Source organism: Cupriavidus sp. SHE, assembly GCF_000812445.1.
Classification (GTDB): Bacteria; Pseudomonadota; Gammaproteobacteria; order Burkholderiales; family Burkholderiaceae; genus Cupriavidus; species Cupriavidus metallidurans.
Genome location: NZ_JWMB01000004.1, coordinates 1 through 19,404, shown reverse-complemented (window position 1 = coordinate 19,404; position 19,404 = coordinate 1). Strand labels below are relative to the sequence as shown.

19 protein-coding genes are annotated in these 19,404 nt (G+C 65.0%); 14 read left to right on the top strand and 5 right to left on the bottom strand.

Features of this window, described 5'->3' with window-relative positions:
* The first annotated feature begins 140 nt into the window (after window positions 1–140).
* Window positions 141–404, top strand: a complete 264-nt coding sequence (locus tag RN01_RS01495; protein ID WP_017514556.1) for a hypothetical protein — start codon at window positions 141–143, stop codon at window positions 402–404.
* Between the two features lie 128 nt (window positions 405–532).
* Window positions 533–1,525, top strand: a complete 993-nt coding sequence (locus tag RN01_RS01490) for a tripartite tricarboxylate transporter substrate binding protein (protein ID WP_017514557.1) — start codon at window positions 533–535, stop codon at window positions 1,523–1,525.
* Window positions 1,526–1,583: 58 nt separating this feature from the next.
* On the opposite strand, the gene RN01_RS01485 is transcribed toward RN01_RS01490, so the two are convergent.
* The gene (locus tag RN01_RS01485) at window positions 1,584–2,351 is read right to left on the bottom strand and encodes a response regulator transcription factor (protein WP_017514558.1); all 768 of its coding nucleotides are present in this window, start codon (window positions 2,349–2,351) and stop codon (window positions 1,584–1,586) included.
* Between the two features lie 185 nt (window positions 2,352–2,536).
* Between RN01_RS01485 and RN01_RS01480 the strand changes: the two genes are divergently transcribed.
* Window positions 2,537–3,355, top strand: a complete 819-nt coding sequence (locus tag RN01_RS01480; protein WP_024569254.1) for a response regulator transcription factor — start codon at window positions 2,537–2,539, stop codon at window positions 3,353–3,355.
* 12 nt (window positions 3,356–3,367) lie between these two features.
* Here RN01_RS01480 and RN01_RS01475 read toward each other — a convergent pair whose 3' ends face one another.
* Window positions 3,368–4,492, bottom strand: coding sequence for a porin (locus tag RN01_RS01475; RefSeq protein WP_017515436.1), 1,125 nt, complete (start codon window positions 4,490–4,492; stop codon window positions 3,368–3,370).
* 53 nt (window positions 4,493–4,545) lie between these two features.
* Here RN01_RS01475 and RN01_RS33705 point away from each other — a divergent pair, with 53 nt between their 5' ends.
* Entirely contained in the window at window positions 4,546–4,938 is a 393-nt protein-coding gene (locus tag RN01_RS33705; RefSeq protein ID WP_128646699.1) for a hypothetical protein, read from the top strand.
* Here RN01_RS33705 and minE read toward each other — a convergent pair.
* From minE to minC, 3 genes are read right to left on the bottom strand one after another with little or no spacing between them, the layout of a single operon-like run.
* The gene (gene minE, locus RN01_RS01470; RefSeq protein WP_008645119.1) at window positions 4,913–5,167 is read right to left on the bottom strand and encodes a cell division topological specificity factor MinE; all 255 of its coding nucleotides are present in this window, start codon (window positions 5,165–5,167) and stop codon (window positions 4,913–4,915) included. The two genes, RN01_RS33705 and minE, sit on opposite strands and share 26 nt — an antisense overlap.
* A gap of 15 nt (window positions 5,168–5,182) precedes the next feature.
* Complete coding sequence (gene minD, locus RN01_RS01465; protein ID WP_008645118.1) at window positions 5,183–5,995, bottom strand: septum site-determining protein MinD; 813 nt, start codon at window positions 5,993–5,995, stop codon at window positions 5,183–5,185.
* Between the two features lie 48 nt (window positions 5,996–6,043).
* Window positions 6,044–6,892: a septum site-determining protein MinC gene (minC, locus tag RN01_RS01460; RefSeq protein WP_024569255.1), complete on the bottom strand. Its 849-nt coding sequence runs from the start codon at window positions 6,890–6,892 to the stop codon at window positions 6,044–6,046.
* Between the two features lie 198 nt (window positions 6,893–7,090).
* Here minC and RN01_RS01455 point away from each other — a divergent pair, with 198 nt between their 5' ends.
* From RN01_RS01455 to RN01_RS01415, 10 genes are all read left to right on the top strand, one after another.
* Window positions 7,091–8,062: a magnesium and cobalt transport protein CorA gene (locus RN01_RS01455; RefSeq protein WP_017513649.1), complete on the top strand. Its 972-nt coding sequence runs from the start codon at window positions 7,091–7,093 to the stop codon at window positions 8,060–8,062.
* Between the two features lie 223 nt (window positions 8,063–8,285).
* Window positions 8,286–8,447, top strand: coding sequence for a hypothetical protein (locus RN01_RS34230; protein WP_008651794.1), 162 nt, complete (start codon window positions 8,286–8,288; stop codon window positions 8,445–8,447).
* The gene (kdpF, locus tag RN01_RS01450; protein ID WP_017513650.1) at window positions 8,447–8,536 is read left to right on the top strand and encodes a K(+)-transporting ATPase subunit F; all 90 of its coding nucleotides are present in this window, start codon (window positions 8,447–8,449) and stop codon (window positions 8,534–8,536) included. The genes RN01_RS34230 and kdpF overlap by 1 nt, the downstream gene beginning before the upstream one ends.
* Window positions 8,536–10,368 (top strand): potassium-transporting ATPase subunit KdpA, encoded by a 1,833-nt coding sequence (kdpA, locus tag RN01_RS01445; RefSeq protein ID WP_017513651.1) that lies wholly within the window; start codon window positions 8,536–8,538, stop codon window positions 10,366–10,368. The genes kdpF and kdpA overlap by 1 nt, the downstream gene beginning before the upstream one ends.
* 18 nt (window positions 10,369–10,386) lie before the next feature.
* Complete coding sequence (gene kdpB, locus RN01_RS01440; RefSeq protein WP_017513652.1) at window positions 10,387–12,627, top strand: potassium-transporting ATPase subunit KdpB; 2,241 nt, start codon at window positions 10,387–10,389, stop codon at window positions 12,625–12,627.
* A gap of 21 nt (window positions 12,628–12,648) precedes the next feature.
* Window positions 12,649–13,260: a potassium-transporting ATPase subunit KdpC gene (gene kdpC / locus RN01_RS01435; RefSeq protein ID WP_024569256.1), complete on the top strand. Its 612-nt coding sequence runs from the start codon at window positions 12,649–12,651 to the stop codon at window positions 13,258–13,260.
* Window positions 13,261–13,408: 148 nt separating this feature from the next.
* Window positions 13,409–16,312, top strand: a complete 2,904-nt coding sequence (locus tag RN01_RS01430) for a sensor histidine kinase KdpD (RefSeq protein ID WP_024569257.1) — start codon at window positions 13,409–13,411, stop codon at window positions 16,310–16,312.
* 1 nt (window position 16,313) lies between these two features.
* Complete coding sequence (gene kdpE / locus RN01_RS01425) at window positions 16,314–17,009, top strand: two-component system response regulator KdpE (protein ID WP_011514969.1); 696 nt, start codon at window positions 16,314–16,316, stop codon at window positions 17,007–17,009.
* Window positions 17,010–17,147: 138 nt separating this feature from the next.
* On the top strand, window positions 17,148–17,858 hold the full coding sequence (locus tag RN01_RS01420) for a tetratricopeptide repeat protein (RefSeq protein ID WP_017512895.1): 711 nt from the start codon (window positions 17,148–17,150) through the stop codon (window positions 17,856–17,858).
* 104 nt (window positions 17,859–17,962) lie between these two features.
* A partial coding sequence (locus tag RN01_RS01415) for a circularly permuted type 2 ATP-grasp protein (protein ID WP_039016596.1) occupies window positions 17,963–19,404 on the top strand: 1,442 nt, incomplete at its 3' end.

Sequence of the window (19,404 nt, the reverse complement as noted above, 5' to 3'; positions counted from 1 at the left end):
CGTGAGTCTCGTCACGATTCACGCGCCGTCCGCGTATCCTGTCGCGCGGGCGCTGCAGACATTGGTCATCCTGGCATCGAATTTGCGGCATCATGGTGGTCATGAAGTCCGCCGTACTCCAGCCCCCTGGGACCCCCGCCATGTCTGCCGCCGTGCCTTCCCGTGCGCCTGCGCACCCTGCCTGTGCCCATTGCCTGGCACTGGCTGACGACCCGCGCCGGCGCGAACCCCATCCCTGCCTGGCCCTGCACAACACGGCGCCGCTGGTCAGCCAGAGCGCGGCCGGCGTGCCATTCAGCATGTTGTCGTTCCGGTGCCGGGAATGCGGTACTGCATGGCGGCTCTATGACCGGGCCAACGAGCTGTTCGTGTCGTGGGTGCCGGAGCATCCGCTGGTGCGATAACCGCTCGCCCGTTTCAGGGGCGCGGGCCGGATCGGCTAAGATGGCGGCAATTCGGACGCGGCCATGCATTTCCCGCCACGTCCCGCCAAATCCGCAGATTCCCGCCAATTTCCCGCTCAAGCCCGATCATGGTCGCCTTCCGATCCCTGCCGCTGCACGCCGCGTTCATCGCGGCCGCTGCCCTGACCGCCTCCATCTCCGTCCCGGCCTTCGCCGCGGACAACTATCCGAGCCGCCCGATCCGCATGATCGTCGCCTATCCGACCGGCGGCATCAGCGACGCCGTGGCGCGTGCGCTGGGCGAAAAGCTCTCGGTGCAGATGGGCACCTCGGTGGTGGTCGAGAACAAGGCCGGAGCGGGTGGCAGCATCGGCATCGACGCTGTGGCCAAGGCCGCGCCGGACGGCTACACGGTCGGTTTCTCGTCGACCAGCCCGCTGACGCTCAATCCGCACGTGGGCCACGTCAACTACGACCCGCAGCACGACGTGGCGCCGGTGATGAGCGTGATGTACTCGCCGGTGCTCGTGGTAGCCACGCCGAGCTTCTCCGGCAAATCGTTCCAGGACCTGATCGCGCAGGCCAAGGCAAAGCCCGGCTCGGTGCGCTGGGCCACGTCTGGCCTTGGCACGGTGGGCCACGTGATGCTTGAGCAGATCAAGGCCAAGTCGAAGACCGAACTGACGATGATCCCGTACAAGGGTGCCGGCCAGCAGATGAATGACGCGCTCGGCGGACAGTTCGAGGTGATGAGCACCAACGCCAGCCCCATGCTGACGCAGCACATGCAGGCCGGGCGCCTGCGCGCCATCGCCGTGGGCGCGCCGAAGCGCATCGACTCGCTGCCCAATGTGCCGACCATGGACGAGCTGGGCTATCCCAAGGCCAACCTGACCTCGACGTTCGGTATCTTCGCGCCGGGCAAGACGCCGCCGGCCATCATCAACAAGCTCAATGCGGAACTGAACAAGGCGCTGGCCGAGCCCGACGTGCGCGACCGCCTGCTGCGCGGCGGCGAGGTGCCCACGGGTGGATCGGCGGCACAGTTCGGCGCGGCCATTCGCGCCGAGTCGGCGGAGAACGCGCGCATCGTCAAGGAAGCCGGCATCAAGATCGATTGAGATGGATTCGGTTCAGCCGAAGGCGGCTGCCTCATCCACCTCATCCGCCTCATCCGCCTCATAGGGCAGCCAATGACGGCCGGCCGCGTGTCGCGACGGCTGTTTCTATCGGGTCCAGGCGGCTCCCGAGCCGATAGACCGAACGCAGCATGATGCCGTTGAACGGCCAGAGCGCGAGTTTGGTGCGTACCCGTGACAGGTGGCTGTCGATGGTGCGCGCCTGCTCCTTGATACCCGTGGCAGGCCAAACGTGCTCGATCATCGCGCGGCGCGTCACCAGCGCGCCAAGGTTGCGGAACAGCAGCAGCGCCAGCGCGTATTCCTTGGGCGACAGGGCCACGGTCGTGCTGTTGACCCACACGCGGTGCTCCGCTACCGCAAAGCGGAACACGCCGCAGACGAGTTGATCGGAGGTGTCCCCTAGCGCGCCGGGCGGCACGGTGGCAACCGTCATGCCGGGCACCGCTGCCCGCCGGGTCAATGCCTCGATGCGGGCCCGCAGCTCATCGCATCGCGCGGGCTGTGGCACGTACGCATCCGCGCCAGCCGCGAGGCAGCCCACGACCACTTCCTCCGCATCGCTCTGGCCCAGCATCATCACCGGCATCCCGTGTCCCAGCGTGCGCCGCACCCAATCGAGCAGATCGTCGGCGTTGGTACCGGCCACGTCCCGGTCCAGCAGCAGCAGATCGAACGGCTCGCGACGCATTGCCTCGATCATCGGCTGGCTGCTGCGAAATCGCGCAAGCGTGTGTCCGCCGGGATGCAACGCTCGCTCCAGCACGATGGCGCGGGCGGGGTCGTCTTCGAGCGCGGCGATTCTCAAGATGCGTTTCCTTCCTGTTCAGGTCAGATGTTCCGGGTCATGGTAGGCCGATGCGCGCGCCAAACGAAAGTAAACATTTGTGGCCGATGCAGAAAATGAGCATCGTCTTATAGGGTTTTCTCGCTCACACGCCTCTAATGGTCGTCAGCGATTTCACTGGACGCTCCACGTGGGAGCGACGACGCATGACAAGGATGGGACTGAGGGTTGCCTCGCTGGAGGATGACGCTGCCGAGGCCGCGAGGATTCGCGAGATCGTGACGGCGGAAGGGCACGAGTGCGTAACGTTCGCCGATGGCAGGCGCATGCTGGTCACGTTGCGCAAGGTCACGTTCGACCTGTTGCTGCTTGACTGGCACGTGCCGCATGTCTCGGGCCGGGAAGTACTGGACTGGGTGCGCGCGCACCTGGACCCGCGCATACCGGTGATGTTCCTGACTGGGCGTGACACCGAGGCGGACATTGTCGCAACGTTGAGTGCCGGCGCCGACGACTATATGGTCAAGCCGATCCGGCCGCGCGAACTCGGCGCGCGCATCGCAGCGCTGCTGCGGCGAGCGTACCCGGACTCTCGCCAGCCAGACGATGGACGGTTGACCTGGGGCTGTTTCCGCTTTGATGCCGTGACGCACGAGGCCACGTGCCACGGGCAGGAGGTACGGCTGACGCCGAAGGAGTTCGAAGTCGCGCTGCTCCTGTTCCGCAATGAGGGCCGCGCCGTGCCACGCGAATACATGCTTGCGGCGATCTGGGGCAAGGAACTGCCGCCGCTGTCGCGCACCATCGACACCCATGTCTCGCGCGTGCGTACCAAGCTCGGCCTGTGGGAGCACAACGGCGTGCGGCTCCAGCCGCTCTACACGCATGGCTATCGTCTGGAACTGCTGACGACGTCGGGGACGGCGCCACCGTCGACACCACCGCCACCTCCACCTCCACCTTCGACTCCGCCACCGCCACCGCAAAAAAAGAAAGGCACCCGAAGGTGCCTTTCTGCCAACTGATCAAACCAACAATCAGAAGATGTGGCGGATGCCAGCGCCGAAGCTGGTCTGGTTGTTGCGGCCCGGCAGTTCGGTCGTGGTAGCGCCCGAAACCTTGTTGAAGTCCGCAGCACCATAGACTTGCGTGCGCTTCGACAGCGAGTACTCGGCGATCAGCGCGGCCGTGTAGCGGCGGCCATTGTTGTCGGCGATACCGTTCTTGTTTTCGACGTAGTCGGCGTAGAACGCACCGGTCAGCGCCAGGGCCGGAGTGGCCTGGTAGGTCGCGCCGATGTAGCCCAGCGTGTCCTTGCGCGGATTGGCGTTGGCAGCAGCCGTACCGACGGTGTTCGGAGCCGGGTTGGCGTTCGTCGTGACGACGGCGGCGTTGTTCAGGATGTTGTCCATCAGGCCGGTGTGGTCGCGACCACCGATGTAGCCCAGGAAGATCTTTGCCGGGCCGATCGCGTACTTACCAGCAGCGCCCCACATTTGCTGCTTGTTGCCATTGGCGTCGCGAATTTCCTGGTACACGCCACCCACGCCGAACGGGCCGTAGTTGTAGGCTGCGCGCACGCCAAAGTACGGCGTGTTGATGCCGGCGCCCGAACCGCTTGCCTTCGTGAAGCTGCCCGGGGTTTCGCCGAAGCCGTAGCTTGCGCCGAAATCAAAACCGCTGAACGAACCGCCGTAGCTGACAACGTTGTTGCGACGGAGCTGCGTCAGGCTGTAGTACATCCACGAGTTACCGGTGTAGTTACCGATGGTCAGCGGATCGTAGTCGCCGAAGAAATTAAACCCTTCGGTGTACTGGCGGCCCAGCTTCACGGCGCCGAAGTCACCAGCCAGGCCAACGTAGGCTTGACGGTTGAAGATCTGGCCCGACGAGCTCATCGTGCCGTTGGGCACGTTGAAGCCGTTTTCCAGTTGGAAGATGGCCTTCAGGTTGTTGCCCAGGGCTTCGGCGCCCTTCAGGCCCCAGCGGCTTTGCGTGATGGCACCATTGTCCATCGCGAGTTGGCCGTGGTTGTTGGCATCGGCGTTGGTCGTGTAATGGATGCTGGCGTCGGCAATGCCGTACAGCGTGACCGACGTTTGCGCGTAGGCGCCGCCGGCAAACAGCGAACCGAGTGCGAGGGTCAGTAGCGATTTCTTCATGGTGCTCCTTTTCTGTCTTGTGGTTGTCCGCTGCCGGATCACGGCGCGTCCATTTGAATAACGTTTGCTGTAAACGCCGCGAAAATTTAACAAAAGGCGGATCGTTCGGACATAAAACCAAGCAAGAGCAGTGCTTCAGGAGGAGATTTGGTGCAATTCCGTTGGTTTGCCGCTACACAATGCCTCCGCACCCTGAAAATGGTGCGCAGCAGCACGCGCCGTTCTGGTGCAAGGGCACGAACGGGCAACGACAGGGCAACGAAAAACAGGGGGATAAGCGGAAGTGCGGAGCACAGCGCAGCGGTCGTGAAATACGACTGCTGCGCTGCAATAACCTAATCGAAAATGCGGGTTTTCCCTTAGAAGAAAATACCGCGGATTTATCGCGGATTTACTTTGGAATTACCCACAGCCTCGATCTCAGGCTTGTGGAATTTCTATCTTGACCTCGAGAACCTCGAGGTTGTCCTGGCGCTCCAGGCTGACGCGCAGGTCCTGATCGCTGATCTTGACGTACTTCGAAATCACGGCCACCAGCTCGCGCTGAAGGGCCGGCAGGTAATCGGCCGGCGCCGAATGGCCCGAACGTTCATGGGCGAGAATGATCTGCAGGCGCTCCTTGGCGACCGATGCGGATTTCTTCTTTTCTCCCAGCAGGAAGGACAGGATCGACATGTGGATGAGCCCTCCTTATTTGTTGCCGAAGATGCGCGAGAACAGCCCCGGCTTCTGATAATCGGTAAAACGCAGCGGCTTGTCCTTGCCCAGGAAGCGGTCCACGATGTCGCCGTAGGCATCGGCGACATCGGTGCCTTCCAGGTGGATCGCCGGCGTGCCCTGGTTGGAGGCATGGAGCACCGCCTCCGATTCCGGAACCACGCCGATCAGCTTGATGCGCAGGATTTCCTGAATATCGGTGAGCGACAGCATCTCGCCACCGTGCACGCGCTTGGGGTTGTAGCGCGTGATCAGCAGGTGTTCCTTGATCGGCTCGCCTTCGCTGGCGCGCTTGGTCTTCGACGACAGGATGCCGAGAATGCGGTCCGAATCGCGTACCGACGATACCTCGGGGTTGGTCACGATCAGCGCCTCGTCAGCGAAATACATCGCCATCAGCGCGCCCGTCTCGATGCCGGCCGGCGAGTCGCAGATGATGTACTCGAAGCCCATTTCCTTCAGGTCGTTGATGACCTTCTCCACGCCCTCACGCGTCAGCGCTTCCTTGTCGCGCGTCTGCGACGCCGGCAGGATGAACAGGTTTTCGCACTTCTTGTCCTTGATCAGCGCCTGGTGCAGGTTCGCTTCGCCCTGCACCACGTTGATCAGGTCATACACCACGCGACGCTCGCAGCCCATGATCAGGTCGAGGTTGCGCAGGCCGACGTCGAAATCGATCACGGCAGTCTTGTGGCCACGCAGGGCCAGACCGGCGGCGAAACTCGCGCTGGTGGTGGTCTTGCCAACGCCCCCCTTGCCGGAGGTCACTACGATGATTTTTGCCATGGCTCTATGGTCCGGTATGAGTGGAATTCGTTCGTTTGCGTGCTGCCGTTACTTCATGCGCAGCGGTTCAAGGATCAGCTTTTCGTCGGACAGGCGAACCTGTGCCGACTTGCCGAGCACGTCGGCCGGGAGTGTCTGCTCCGCGGTCCGGTAGATGCCGGCGATGGAAATCAGTTCGGGCTCCAGGCACGTGCAGAAGATGCGCGCATCGGGATTACCCTTGACACCCGCCAGCGCGCGGCCGCGCAGCGGGGCATAGATATGGATATTGCCTTCGGCGATGACTTCGGCGCCGTAGCTGACCAGGTCCAGGATCACCACGTCGCCCTGGGCGTAGATCTGCTGGCCCGAGCGCAGCGGCTTGTCGATCAGCAGCGTGGGGATTGCGCGGGGGGCGGAAGCCGCGTTCGCGGCCGCCATGATCTCGGCGATTTCCGAGGCCTTGCCGTTGACGGCGGCGCCCTCGCTGTCCTTGCCCTTGCCGGTGTTCCGGGTCGCCTCGGCGTCCGCCTGTCCGCCTGCCCTCGCGGATTCGGGGTTGCCCGCCTTCTCTTTCGGGGCCTCGTCCTTGCCGCCACGCCGGCTCTGGCTGTCCAGCAGCGGCAGGCCGAAGCCGCCGGCCCAGTCGCGCTGGTCGGCACGGGCCACCACGCCGATGGCACGGGCCTTGAGGGTGGCCAGGGTGTCGATCACACGGTCCAGCGCCAGTGCCCCGTCGCCTTCCAGGCGGCGCAGGTCCAGCGCGACGACGTCATCGGAAAAGAAATCGGGGGTTGACTCGAAGCGGGAGAGGAGGTCGTCCCGCACCGCGTCCAGATCGGCGGTATTGAGAGCGAGAAGGAGGGCGTCGACGTTGCCACTGCGCAGCTCGAAGCGTGGCGATTTCTTCTGAGACATAGCCGGGTGACCGTGGAAATGCCACATTCTAACGTCGTATCTCCGGGGAACTGTAACAAATGTCGGACGGCCAGCCCCAGGTGGCCGATGCGGACCACGGGCGCGCCAGCCGCATGTCAAAAAGTGGTGATGGCGGGGATGGTTCACACCGAATGCCTCGGCTTGTTACGATTGCACGTCCTCAAGTACGGAGCATCCATGGGAGCCATCGTTAACTGCGCGGCCTATCGCGAAGGCAGAAAGGTCGGAGATGTGGAGTTCGACGGCATTGCCAAAGCGCTGGCCGAGCCCGGCACCTTCGTCTGGCTGGGGCTGCACGAGCCAGACCTGCCGCTGCTACGCAAGGTGCAGCAGGCGTTCGGTCTGCACGACCTGGCCGTGGAGGACGCGCTGGAGCCACATCAGCGCCCCAAGATCGAGGCCTACGGTGACTCGGTGTTCGTGGTGCTGGGTACCGCGCGCCTGGTCGACGACGAAGTGGTGGTGGGTGAGACGCATCTGTATGTCGGCCCGAACTACGTAGTTTCGGTGCGGCATGGCGCCAGTTCCACCTACACGCCGGTGCGCGAACGCTGCGAGGAAGACCCGCGCGGCATGGCGCATGGCACGGGGTTCGTGCTCTACGCGTTGATGGACTACATCGTCGATCACTACCTGCCAATCGTGACCCGGCTCGAAGAAGCCTTTGAGGCGCTGGAGCAGGACATCTTCCACGACGAGTTCGATCGCGCGGCCATCGAGCGCCTCTACAAGGTCAAGCATCAGGTCTTGCGCCTGCGCAACGTGGTCTATCCGGTCGAAGACATCTGCAGCCAGTTGATCCGCCTGCATGAAGACCTTGTGCCAAAGGACCTGCGCGCGTACTTCCGCGATATCCAGGACCACAGCAGCCGCGTTGTGCGCACACTCGACGTGGTGCGAGAGATGCTGACGACGGCCGTCCAGGTCAACCTGGCGCTGGTCACCGTGACGCAGAACGAGGTGGTCAAGCGGCTGGCCGGGTGGGGCGCGATTCTGGCGGTACCCACCGTCGTGTTCTCGCTCTATGGCATGAACTTCAACTTCATGCCGGAACTGAAGTTCCACTACGCGTATCCCGTGGTGATCGGCTTCACGGCGGCCGCGTGCAGCTTTCTCTGGCGCAAGCTGCACCGCGCGGGCTGGATCTGACGGTTTCGTCGCCATGATCTCCCTTCTCCCGCGTGCTGGAGCGGGGGGATCCCCCTCCTGAAGACATCGGCCGAACCGTCTTCCAGCGCCAGCAGTTGCTGGTCTTCTGCATTTTTATATTTCGTTTACACCCCTCTCCCGCCTCTCTACCCCGTTTTTACCCCCCGATCCCTAACCTGCTATCCGTAAATCACTCAGTCAGGTGTTATCGCCTGCACAAGTCATGGACGGGATCTACTTCCTTGTATTGCTGGCCTTCGGCGCGTTGACGGGCGCGCTGCTGGCTCTGTGCGCCGCGCTTGGCGCCAATCCGCCGGCCAGTCGAGGTAACGGCGAAGCCGCCGCTGCCGATTCCAGGCCAGCCGCCGACAACAGGGGGCAGTAATGGAATGGACTGACCTGCTTAGCGCCGGCCTGGCCGTCGCGCTCTTCATTTACCTGCTCATTGCGCTGTTCCGGCCGGAGAAATTCTGATGTCGACACCGCACTTCACTCAATTTCTTGGACTGCTGGTTCTGTTTCTGGCCATCCTGTTCGTGGTGGGCCCATTCCTGGGCCGCTATATGCGCCGTGCCGTCGAGGAGGGCAACTTCAGCCTGACCGCCTGGGGGCGGCCCATCGAGCGCGTGCTGTATCGCGTGGCCGGTGTGCGTGCCGATGCCGAAATGGGCTGGAAGCAATACGCCATCGCGGTGCTCGTCTTCAATGTGATCGGCGTGATCGCCGTCTACGCGCTCCAGCGCGTGCAGGGTTTGCTGCCACTGAATCCGCAGGCGTTTGGCGCGGTCTCGCCCGATTCGTCGTTCAACACGGCCATCAGCTTCGTTACCAATACGAACTGGCAAGGCTACAGTGGCGAGTCGACGATGAGCTACCTGACGCAGATGCTGGCGCTGACGGTCCAGAACTTCGTCTCCGCAGCCACTGGCATTGCCGTGGTCTTCGCTCTGATCCGTGGCTTCGCGCGCCATACCTCGGCCACGATTGGCAACTTCTGGGTCGATATCACGCGCACCACGCTCTACGTGCTGCTGCCGCTGTCGGTGATCACCGCGCTGCTGCTGGTTAGCCAGGGCGTGATCCAGAACTTCGACGGCTACAAGGACGCGAATCTCGTCACGGCGGTCGAGTACACGCAGCCCAAGGTCGATGCGGCGGGCCAGCCCGTGCTCGACCCGCAAGGCAAGCCCGTGACAGAGGCGATGAAGACGACCACGCAGACGCTGGCGATGGGGCCCGTGGCTTCGCAGGAAGCGATCAAGATGCTCGGCACCAATGGTGGCGGCTTCTTCAACGCGAACTCGGCGCACCCGTATGAGAACCCGACGCCGCTGTCCAATTTCATCCAGATGCTGGCGATCTTCCTGATCCCGGCCGCCCTGTGCTTCACGTTTGGCGAGATGGTGCGGGACCGGCGCCAGGGCGTGGCCGTGCTGGCCTCGATGACGGTGATCTTTATCGTGATGGCCGTGGCGGCAATGGCTTCCGAGCAGCACATCACGGCGGCGCTGTCGTCTCTGCCGATCGACCATGCCGCGTCCGCGCTGCAGGCAGGCGGCAACATGGAAGGCAAGGAAGTGCGCTTCGGCATATCGGCCACTTCGCTGTTCGCCACGATCACGACCGCCGCTTCGTGCGGCGCGGTCAACGCCATGCACGACTCGTTCACGGCCATCGGCGGTCTGGTGCCGATGTTGCTGATGCAACTGGGTGAAGTCGTGTTTGGCGGCGTGGGATCGGGCCTCTACGGGATGCTCGTGTACGCCGTGCTGGCCGTGTTTATCGCGGGCCTGATGATCGGGCGCACGCCCGAGTACCTCGGCAAGAAGATCGAGGCCTACGAGATGAAGATGACCGCCGTGGCGATCCTGGTCACGCCGCTGCTCGTACTCGTGGGTACCGCCATCGCGGTGATGCTGGAGCCGGGTCGCGCCGGCGTGTTCAATCCGGGCACGCACGGTTTCTCCGAGATCCTGTACGCGTTGTCGTCGGCGTCGAACAACAACGGCAGCGCGTTTGCCGGCCTTTCCGCCAACACACCCTTCTACAACACGCTTCTGGCTGCGGCCATGTGGTTCGGGCGTTTCTGGATCATCGTGCCGGTGCTGGCGATGGCCGGTTCGCTGGCCGCCAAGCGCCGTACGCCGGTCACGGCCGGCACCATGCCGACGCATGGCCCGCTGTTTATCGTTTTGCTCGTGGGTTCGGTGCTGCTGGTTGGCGCGCTGACCTATGTGCCGGCGCTGGCCCTCGGGCCCGTGGCGGAGCAACTGCAGCCCGCGGCGGTGACCGCGGCTGCTAAGTAATCCTGCGGAGAATCGCACATGCAACAACAATCCACCGCGACACGCTCCAGCGCTGCCGGCACGGCGTCGCGCAATCCGGCACCGGGTTCCACGGTGATGACAGGCGGCGGCCTGCCGGGCCATCCGCGTCCTTCGCGCGGCATGATGTCGCCCGAGCTGGTGAAGCCGGCCATCGTCGATGCCTTCCGCAAGCTGAATCCGCGCGATCAATTGCGCAACCCGGTGATGTTCGTGGTCTACGCCGGCAGCATCCTGACGTCGATCCTGTGCGTGCGTGCCTGGCTGCACCCAACGCCGGGTGGCGAATCGGCCGGCTTCATCCTGGCCGTGACGGTATGGCTCTGGTTCACGGTACTGTTCGCGAACTTCGCCGAAGCACTGGCTGAAGGTCGCAGCAAGCAGCAGGCCGCCGCGCTGCGCGGACTCAAGACCACCACCATGGCACGCGTGGTGCGCGTCGGTTATCGGGATGCGCGGGATGCGCGCGCGCAGGGCGCCACCGAGCAGCGCGCGGCCACAGAACTGCGCAAGGGCGATGTCGTGCTCGTCGAGGCCGGCGACATGATCCCTGGCGATGGCGAAGTCATCGAGGGCGTGGCGTCGGTCGATGAAAGCGCCATCACAGGCGAATCGGCGCCGGTGATCCGTGAGTCGGGTGGCGACTTCTCGTCGGTCACGGGTGGCACGCGTGTGCTGTCGGACTGGATCATCGTGCGCATCACGGCCAACCCCGGCGAGAGCTTCATCGACCGCATGATCAGCATGGTCGAAGGCGCCAAGCGCCAGAAGACACCGAACGAACTCGCGCTGACGATCCTGCTGGTGGGTCTCACGCTGGTGCTGCTGCTGGCCACGGCCACGCTGCAGCCGTATTCGCTCTACGCGGTGCTGGTGGCCAAGGCCGGCGTGCCGGTCTCGGTGACGGTGCTTGTGGCGCTGCTGGTCTGCCTGATTCCGACCACGATCGGTGGCCTGCTGTCGGCCATCGGCGTAGCCGGTATGAGCCGCATGATGGAAGCGAACGTGATTGCCACGTCGGGCCGCGCGGTGGAAGCGGCGGGCGATGTCGACGTGCTGCTGCTCGACAAGACCGGCACGATCACACATGGCAATCGCCAGGCTTCGCGCTTCATCTGCGCGCCCGGCGTTACCGAACGTCAGCTTGCCGAGGCCGCGTGGCTGTCGTCGCTGGCCGATGAAACGCCGGAAGGCCGCAGCATCGTTGTGCTGGCACGCCAGCAGTCCGACGTGAGCGCGCCGGAGATGGGCGAGCGGGGGCTGGCGGCGCCGGTGTTCGTGCCGTTCACCGCGCAGACGCGCATGAGCGGTGTCGACGTGGCCAATGGCCAGATCGTGCGCAGCGTGCGCAAGGGCGCGGCCGATGCGGTGCGCCGCTACGTGACCGAGCGCGCGGGCAAGTTCCCCGATGTGGTGATGCAGGCCGTCGACGATGTGGCGCGCGCCGGCAGCACGCCGCTGGTGGTGGCGGAATCCATCGCGCAGGGCACCGAGGAATCGGTGCGAGTGCTCGGTGTGATCGAGCTCAAGGACATCGTCAAGTCCGGCATCCGCGAGCGCTTTGTCGAACTGCGCAAGATGGGCATCCGCACGGTGATGATCACCGGCGACAACCGGTTGACCGCTGCGTCGATCGCGGCCGAGGCCGGTGTCGACGACTTTCTCGCCGAGGCCACGCCGGAGGCAAAGCTGGCGCTGATTCGCGAGTACCAGAGCGAAGGGCGCCTTGTGGCGATGACCGGCGATGGCACCAACGATGCCCCGGCGCTGGCGCAGGCCGATGTGGCCGTGGCGATGAACAGCGGCACGCAGGCCGCGCGCGAGGCCGGCAATATGGTCGACCTGGACAGCAATCCAACCAAGCTGATCGAGATCGTAGAGATCGGCAAGCAGATGCTGATGACGCGCGGGTCGTTGACCACGTTCAGCGTGGCCAACGACGTGGCCAAGTATTTCGCCATCATCCCGGCCGCGTTCGCCACCACCTATCCGCAGCTCAACCTGCTCAACGTGATGGGCCTGTCGACACCGGGCTCGGCCATCATGTCCGCGGTGATCTTCAATGCGCTCATCATCGTCGCGCTGATTCCGCTGGCGTTGCGTGGCGTGGTGTACCGCCCGCTGGGCGCGGCGGTGCTGCTGCGCCGCAACCTGCTGATCTATGGCCTGGGTGGCATCGTGGTGCCGTTCGTCGGGATCAAGCTGATCGACATGTTGCTGACGATGTTCGGCTGGGTCTGAGCATCGCAAGGAGAATCGCAAATGACTACACAAAGCAATACCGTCGCGCAGGTGCCGCGTCAGACTGGGCTGTTGCGCCCGGCGCTGACTGTTTTCATCGTGCTGTCGGTGGTGACCGGCCTGCTCTATCCCGGCGTTGTCACCGGCATTGCGCGCGCGGTGTTTCCGCATCAGGCAGCAGGCTCGCTGATCGTCAAGGATGGCAAGACGGTCGGTTCCGAACTGATCGGCCAGTCGTTCTCGGATCCGAAGTACTTCTGGGGCCGCCTGTCGGCTACGGCGCCGATGCCTTACAACGCCACGGCGTCGGGCGGCTCAAACCTGGGGCCGACCAATCCGGCGCTGACGGACGCGGCGAAAGCACGTATAGACGCGCTCAGGGAAGCGGACCCGGACAACAAGGCGCCGGTTCCGGTGGATCTGGTGACGGCGTCGGGCAGCGGTCTCGATCCGCATATCAGCCCGGCAGCGGCGCAGTACCAGGCTGCCCGCGTAGCGCGGTTGCGCGGCGTGTCATTGGAGAAGGTCGAGGCGCTGATCGCCGCCAATACCAAAGACCCTGGTCTGGCGGTGTTTGGCGAGCCGGCGGTCAATGTGCTTGCGCTGAACCTGGCGCTGGATGGGCTGAAATAGATCTGGTGGCCGTTGATACCTGGTTTGTCCTCCGTCTTCCCCTCGCCCTTGCCCTGCCCGCGCAGGCGGGAGCGGGGGGAACGCTGAAGGCGTGTGAAACGCTGATGGTTTGCCCCGCCCTCCCGTGTGTGGAGTTGGGGACAGACGCATGTACGCATGGCAATCGCCTGCGTGGCACAATCATCGCCACCAACCGCCGTTGCCGATGACCGATCCAGACGCCCGCCCGGACCCCGACGCCCTGCTGCAACGCATGCAGGCGGAGCGCGCGCGTGCCGCTCGCGGCAAACTGCGCGTGTACTTTGGCGCGTCGGCTGGCGTTGGCAAGACCTTTGCCATGCTGAGCGCCGCGCGTGCGTTGCGTGAGCAGGGCGTGGACGTGGTGGTCGGCGTGGTCGAGACACATGGCCGCGCCGAGACCGAGACACTGCTCGATGGACTCGAGCGCCTGCCGCTGCGCGAGGTTCCGTATCGGGACCGCGTGCTGGCGGAGTTCGATCTCGACGGCGCGCTGGCCCGACGCCCCGCGCTGATTCTGGTGGATGAGCTCGCGCATTCGAATGCCGCGGGCAGCCGTCATCCGAAACGCTGGCAGGACATCCAGGAACTGCAGGCCACGGGCATCGACGTCTGGACCACGGTCAATGTGCAGCACCTGGACAGCCTCAATCAGGCCGTGGGTGGCATCACCGGTGTGCGCGTCTGGGAGACCGTGCCCGATGCGGTGTTCGACGGCGCCGACGAAGTGGTGCTGGTGGACCTGCCCGCCGATGAACTGCTGCGCCGGCTGCGCGAGGGCAAGGTCTACCTGCCCGATCAGGCGCGCCACGCCGCACGCAACTTCTTTCGCAAAGGCAACCTGATCGCGCTGCGTGAACTCGCGTTGCGGCGGACCGCCGACCGCGTCGACGACGATGTGCGCGCGTATCGACATGCCGAGTCGATCAATCTGGTCTGGCGCACGCGGGAAGCCCTGGTGGCGTGCATCGGCACCGGCGATGATGCCGAGCAGGTGGTGCGCAGCGCGCAGCGTCTGGCGGGCCAGCTCGATTGCGACTGGCATGTGGTGACGATCGCCACGCCCCAGTTGATGCCACCGTCCAACGAGGTCCGCGCGCGCATGCGCGCCGCCATGCAACTGGCGGAGGAACTGGGGGCCCGCACGGAGACGCTCGCCGGCAACGACATGGTCAAGGCGGTGGCAGGCTACGTGCGACGCCACAACCTGACCAAAGTGCTGATTGGCCGCGCGCCCGCCGACTGGTATGCGCGAGGGAACTGGATCGACAAGGGGCGTGCCTTGCTTGCCCGTGCGCTGTCGCCGATGCTTGGTGTCGGCAACCGGCTGTTCGGCCGGCAGATGTTCGCCGATGCGCTGGCGGCGGGTTGCCCGGAGATCGACGTGATCCGGGTGGCGGCCGACTCCACACGGGCGGACCTGCGTCCGCGAGCGCAGGAAGGGCTACCCACCGCGGCGCACGATGCGGAGGCTGAAGCCGAGCTGGCCCGCGTGCGGCGTCTTAACTATGGCTGGGCCGTGGTCTGGTGCATGGCGGCGACGTTCCTGTCGACGTTGACCAGACCCTGGTTCGACCTGGTCAATATCGCGATGCTGTTCCTGGTTGCCGTGGTAGGCGTGGCATTGCGTCATGGCCGGGGACCGGCAGCATTGGCATCGGTGATTTCGGTGGCGGCGTTCGACTTCTTCTTCGTGCCGCCGAGAATGTCGTTCGCCGTCAGCGACGTGCAGTACCTGTTGACGTTCTTCGTACTGCTGACGGTTGGTCTGGTGATCGGCCAGCTTACGGCGGGACTACGCGAGCAGGCTCAGGTGTCCGTGCGGCGTGAAACCGATGCGCGCACGCTCTATGAGCTGGCGCGCGAGTTGTCCGCTGCGCTGACGGCGCAGCAGATCGTCGAGATCGGCGTTCGCTTCCTGCGTGCCGCCTTTGACGCGGATGGCACTTTCTTCCTCGTCGCGGAGAACGGACGGCTCACGCCGATGGCCAGCGGGGAAAAGACACCGGAGCCGAGGACAGGCAAAGGCGATGCCATCGACAAGGTGTTGGCGCAGTGGGTGTTCGATCACGGTCAGCCTGCCGGCACGGGCACGCACACGCTACCCGGCAGCACGGTGCTGTATCTGCCGCTGAAGGCGCCGATGCAGACGCGCGGCGTGCTGGCCGTGGAGCCGCGCGCGTGGCGGGCGCTGGCGGACCCGGCATTGCGTCGTCAGGCCGATGTCTTTGCCACGCTGATCGCGATCGCGATCGAGCGTATCCATTACGTCGACGTGGCGCAGCGCGCGCTGGTGTCGATCGAGTCGGAACGGCTGCGCAGTTCGCTGCTGGCGGCGGTGTCACATGATCTGCGCACGCCGCTGACCGGGCTGATCGGCATGGCCGAAACGCTGCAGCGCGCTGAGATGCCGCTACCGGCCAGTGTTGCGGAGACGGTCGAGGCAATGCGCGTTCAGGCGCAACGGATGCGCACGATGGTCGTCAACCTGCTCGACATGGCGCGCCTGCAGCATCACGACCTGGCGCTCAAGCGCGGCTGGCAATCGCTTGAGGAACTGATTGGCGCGGCGCTGGCGTCGATGCGGGACGTGCTCGGTCGGCACCATGTGGAGGTGATGAATCTCGCGGAGTTGCCGCTGGTGGAGTGCGACGATGTGCTGATGGAGCGTGTGCTGTGCAACCTGCTGGAGAACGCGGCGAAGTACACGCCGGCAGGCACTGCCATCCGCATCCGCGGCGCGGTGGTGGGCGACGAGGTGCAACTGTCCGTGGAAGACGAAGGACCGGGCGTGCAGTCGGGCCAGGAGCGCTACATTTTCGAGAAATTCACGCGTGGCGAGCGCGAATCGGCCACCTCGGGCGTCGGGCTCGGCCTGGCTGTCTGCGAGGCGATCATGCAGGCCCATGGCGGTCGCATCTGGGTGGAGGCCGCCCACCCACATGGTTCGCGATTCACGCTGGCGCTGCCGCGCGGCAATCCACCGGCTATCGAGCCAGAGTCGCTGGACGAACCCATTCCGGATCATCACTGACATGCCTTTCGATTATTCGCCGACCGTGTTGCTGGTCGAGGACGAACCCCACATCCGTCGCTTCGTGCGTGAATCGCTGCAGTCCGAGGGCTGCACGGTGCACGAGGCTGATACGCTCAAGCGCGGCCTGATCGACGCCGGCACGCGCCAGCCGGATGTGGTGATCCTGGACCTCGGCCTGCCTGATGGCGATGGCATGACACTGATCCGCGAGATGCGCACCTGGACCGAGGTGCCTGTGCTGGTGCTATCGGCACGCACCGGCGAAGCCGACAAGATCGCCGCGCTCGATGCGGGCGCGGACGACTACCTGACCAAGCCGTTCGGCGTCGGTGAACTGGTGGCGCGCGTGCGCGTGCTGCTGCGCCGGCACGCCAAGGCGAATCCACAAGGCACGCCCCAGATCACGTTCGGCGACGTGCGCGTGGACCTGGCCAACCGGCTCGTCACGCGCGGCGAAGATCAGGTGCATCTGACGCCGATCGAATACCGCCTGCTGGCCGTGCTGATCGCCAATCGTGGCAAGGTCATGACGCACCGGGAACTCCTGCGCGAGGTCTGGGGCCCCTCGCACTCGGAGAGCAGCCACTACCTGCGGGTCTATATGGGCCACCTGCGCCACAAGCTCGAGGTCGATCCGGCCCAGCCCGCGCATCTGCTGACAGAGGTGGGCGTTGGATATCGGTTCGCCGGCTGAGCCAGATTATAAGCACGACGAATAATAACGAAGAGTAAGTTGAGTTGATAATCTGTCATCGACATATCAATTCCATCGGATCGCCCACTACACTGAATCAAACACCCCCAGACGCGCCTAGCCGGATCGGAGCCAGCCATGTCGCAACTTGCCGCCCCAACGATCCGCCAGTCCGTCGTTGCACTGGCGTTGGCCTGCGCCCTGTCCGGATTGAGTGCTTACGCAGCAACCGAGCGACCGCAACCGGCGCAGGAACAGACCCAGGCGGCGGTGGCCGCCTACCAGGCTGGCAATTTCGATGTGGCGATCCAGGGCTTTGCCGCGGCCGCGCAGAAAGGTAACCGGCTGGCCCAGTTCGACTACGCGATGATGTTGCTGCGTGGCGAAGGCACGCCGGCGAAGCCGCAGGAGGCGCTGGTCTGGCTGCGCCGCGCGGCGGACAACCAGATGACCCACGCGCAGTTCACATTCGGCGATCTGTACGAACGCGGTGACGTGGTGCCAAAGTCGCTGCCCGAGGCCAACCGCTGGTATGAACTCGCGGCGCAGGGGGGCCATGTGCAGGCGCAGGTGGCGCTGGCCACCAATTACTTCACCGGCCGGGGCGTGCCCCTCGACTACGGTCGCGCGTTCCACTGGTACAGCAAGGCCGCCGCAGCCGGCGACGAAGGCGCGCAGTACATCGTCGCCAGCTATTACGAGCGTGGGTATCCGGGCGTGGTGGATCGCGATATCGAACAGGCCAAGCTCTGGTACGCCCGCGCCGCCGCGCATGGCGACCCGGGCGCGCTGGCCAAGCTGCGTTCGCTGCAGGACGAGGGCGCGCAGCCCGCGAAGGGCCCGATGTGAGCGCTATGCGCGACAAGCGTGACATGCGCGGCGTGAGCGACGCGAGCGCCGATCCTGTCATACTCGTAGCGCATTGCGCCGATGCATCCCGGAGACCGTAACCCTTGCCCTCGCAGTCGTCACTGCCTCTTGAAGGACCCGATGCGCCTGCCCTGATGGCTGGCCAACTGGCGCTGCCCGTGCCGGACGGCCACCTCGACGAGTTGCGCTTGCCCGATGGCGCGTTGCGCGAATGCTGGGCCCGCTTCTTCTCGGTACTCGGCGATCCACCGCCAGACGCACTGAATGCCCACGCGTCTGCCGTGGCGCGGCAGATTCGCCAGAACGGCGTCACGTACAACATCCGTGCCGACCAGGGCGATGGCGCGCGCGCGTGGCAACTCGAAGTGTTTCCGCTTCTGGTGCCGGAGCAGGACTGGGCCATTATCGAAGCGGGCGTGGCGCAGCGCGCGACGTTGGCCAACGCGATCATGGCCGACATCTACGGCCCACAGCTGCTGCTCAAGCGCGGCCTGCTGCCACCGGGGCTCGTCTACGGGCATCCCGGCTACATGCGGCCGCTAAAGGGATACCGGCCGCCGGGTGGCAGCTACCTGCAGACCGTGGCAGTCGACCTCGTCCATACCGCGAATGGCTGGACTGTGATTGCGCATCGGACGGAGACGCCGTCCGGCATGGGCTATGCGCTCGAAAATCGCCTGATCGTCTCGGGCCAGTTCGCCGAGGCGTTCCGCGAGATGCGTGTGCGGCGGCTCCCGCAGGCGTTCGCCCAGTTGATCTCCACACTCGCGCTGGCGCCGCAGATGCCGCAGACGCCGTTGACGCCGCAGACGGGCGAGCCCGGCAGCCCCAGACCCTTGCAGGCGGGGCGGCAGATCGTGCTGCTATCGCCGGGGCCATACAACGAGACGTTCTTCGAGCACACGTTCCTGGCGCGCTATCTCGGCATCACGCTGGTCGAAGGCAAGGACCTGACCGTGCGCAATGACGTGGTCTATCTGAAGACGTTCGGCGGTCTGGAGCGCGTGGACGTGATCCTGCGTCGCCTCGACGATGTTTTCTGCGACCCCCTCGAACTGCGCGGCGACTCGATGATCGGCGTGCCGGGCCTGCTCGAAGCGATGCGTGCGGGCAATGTGATGGTGTCGAACGTGCCGGGTTCCGGCTTTCTCGAGTCGCCCGCGATCCACGGTTTCCTGCCCGGCGTGGCGCAGGCGTTGCTCGGCGAACCGCTGGTCCTGCCGGCGGTGTCGAGCTGGTGGTGCGGCGAGGCGCCGGCGTGGCAGGAGGCACTGGGTCTGCTCGACGAAGCGTTCGTGATGCCCACCTATCCGCGCACGCCTGCAGACGCGCCGCTTGGCATGGAGCAGGGGTTGCAGAAACTGGCGGACTGGCGCGCGCGCATCGACGCGTCGCCCGATCGCTATACCGTGCAGGCGCCGCTGCCGCTCTCGCATATGCCGTGCTGGGAACCCGACGGTCTTGGCGGCGGGCGCATTGGCTCGCGCCCCGCCATGCTGCGGGGTTTTGCGATTGCCGATGGCAA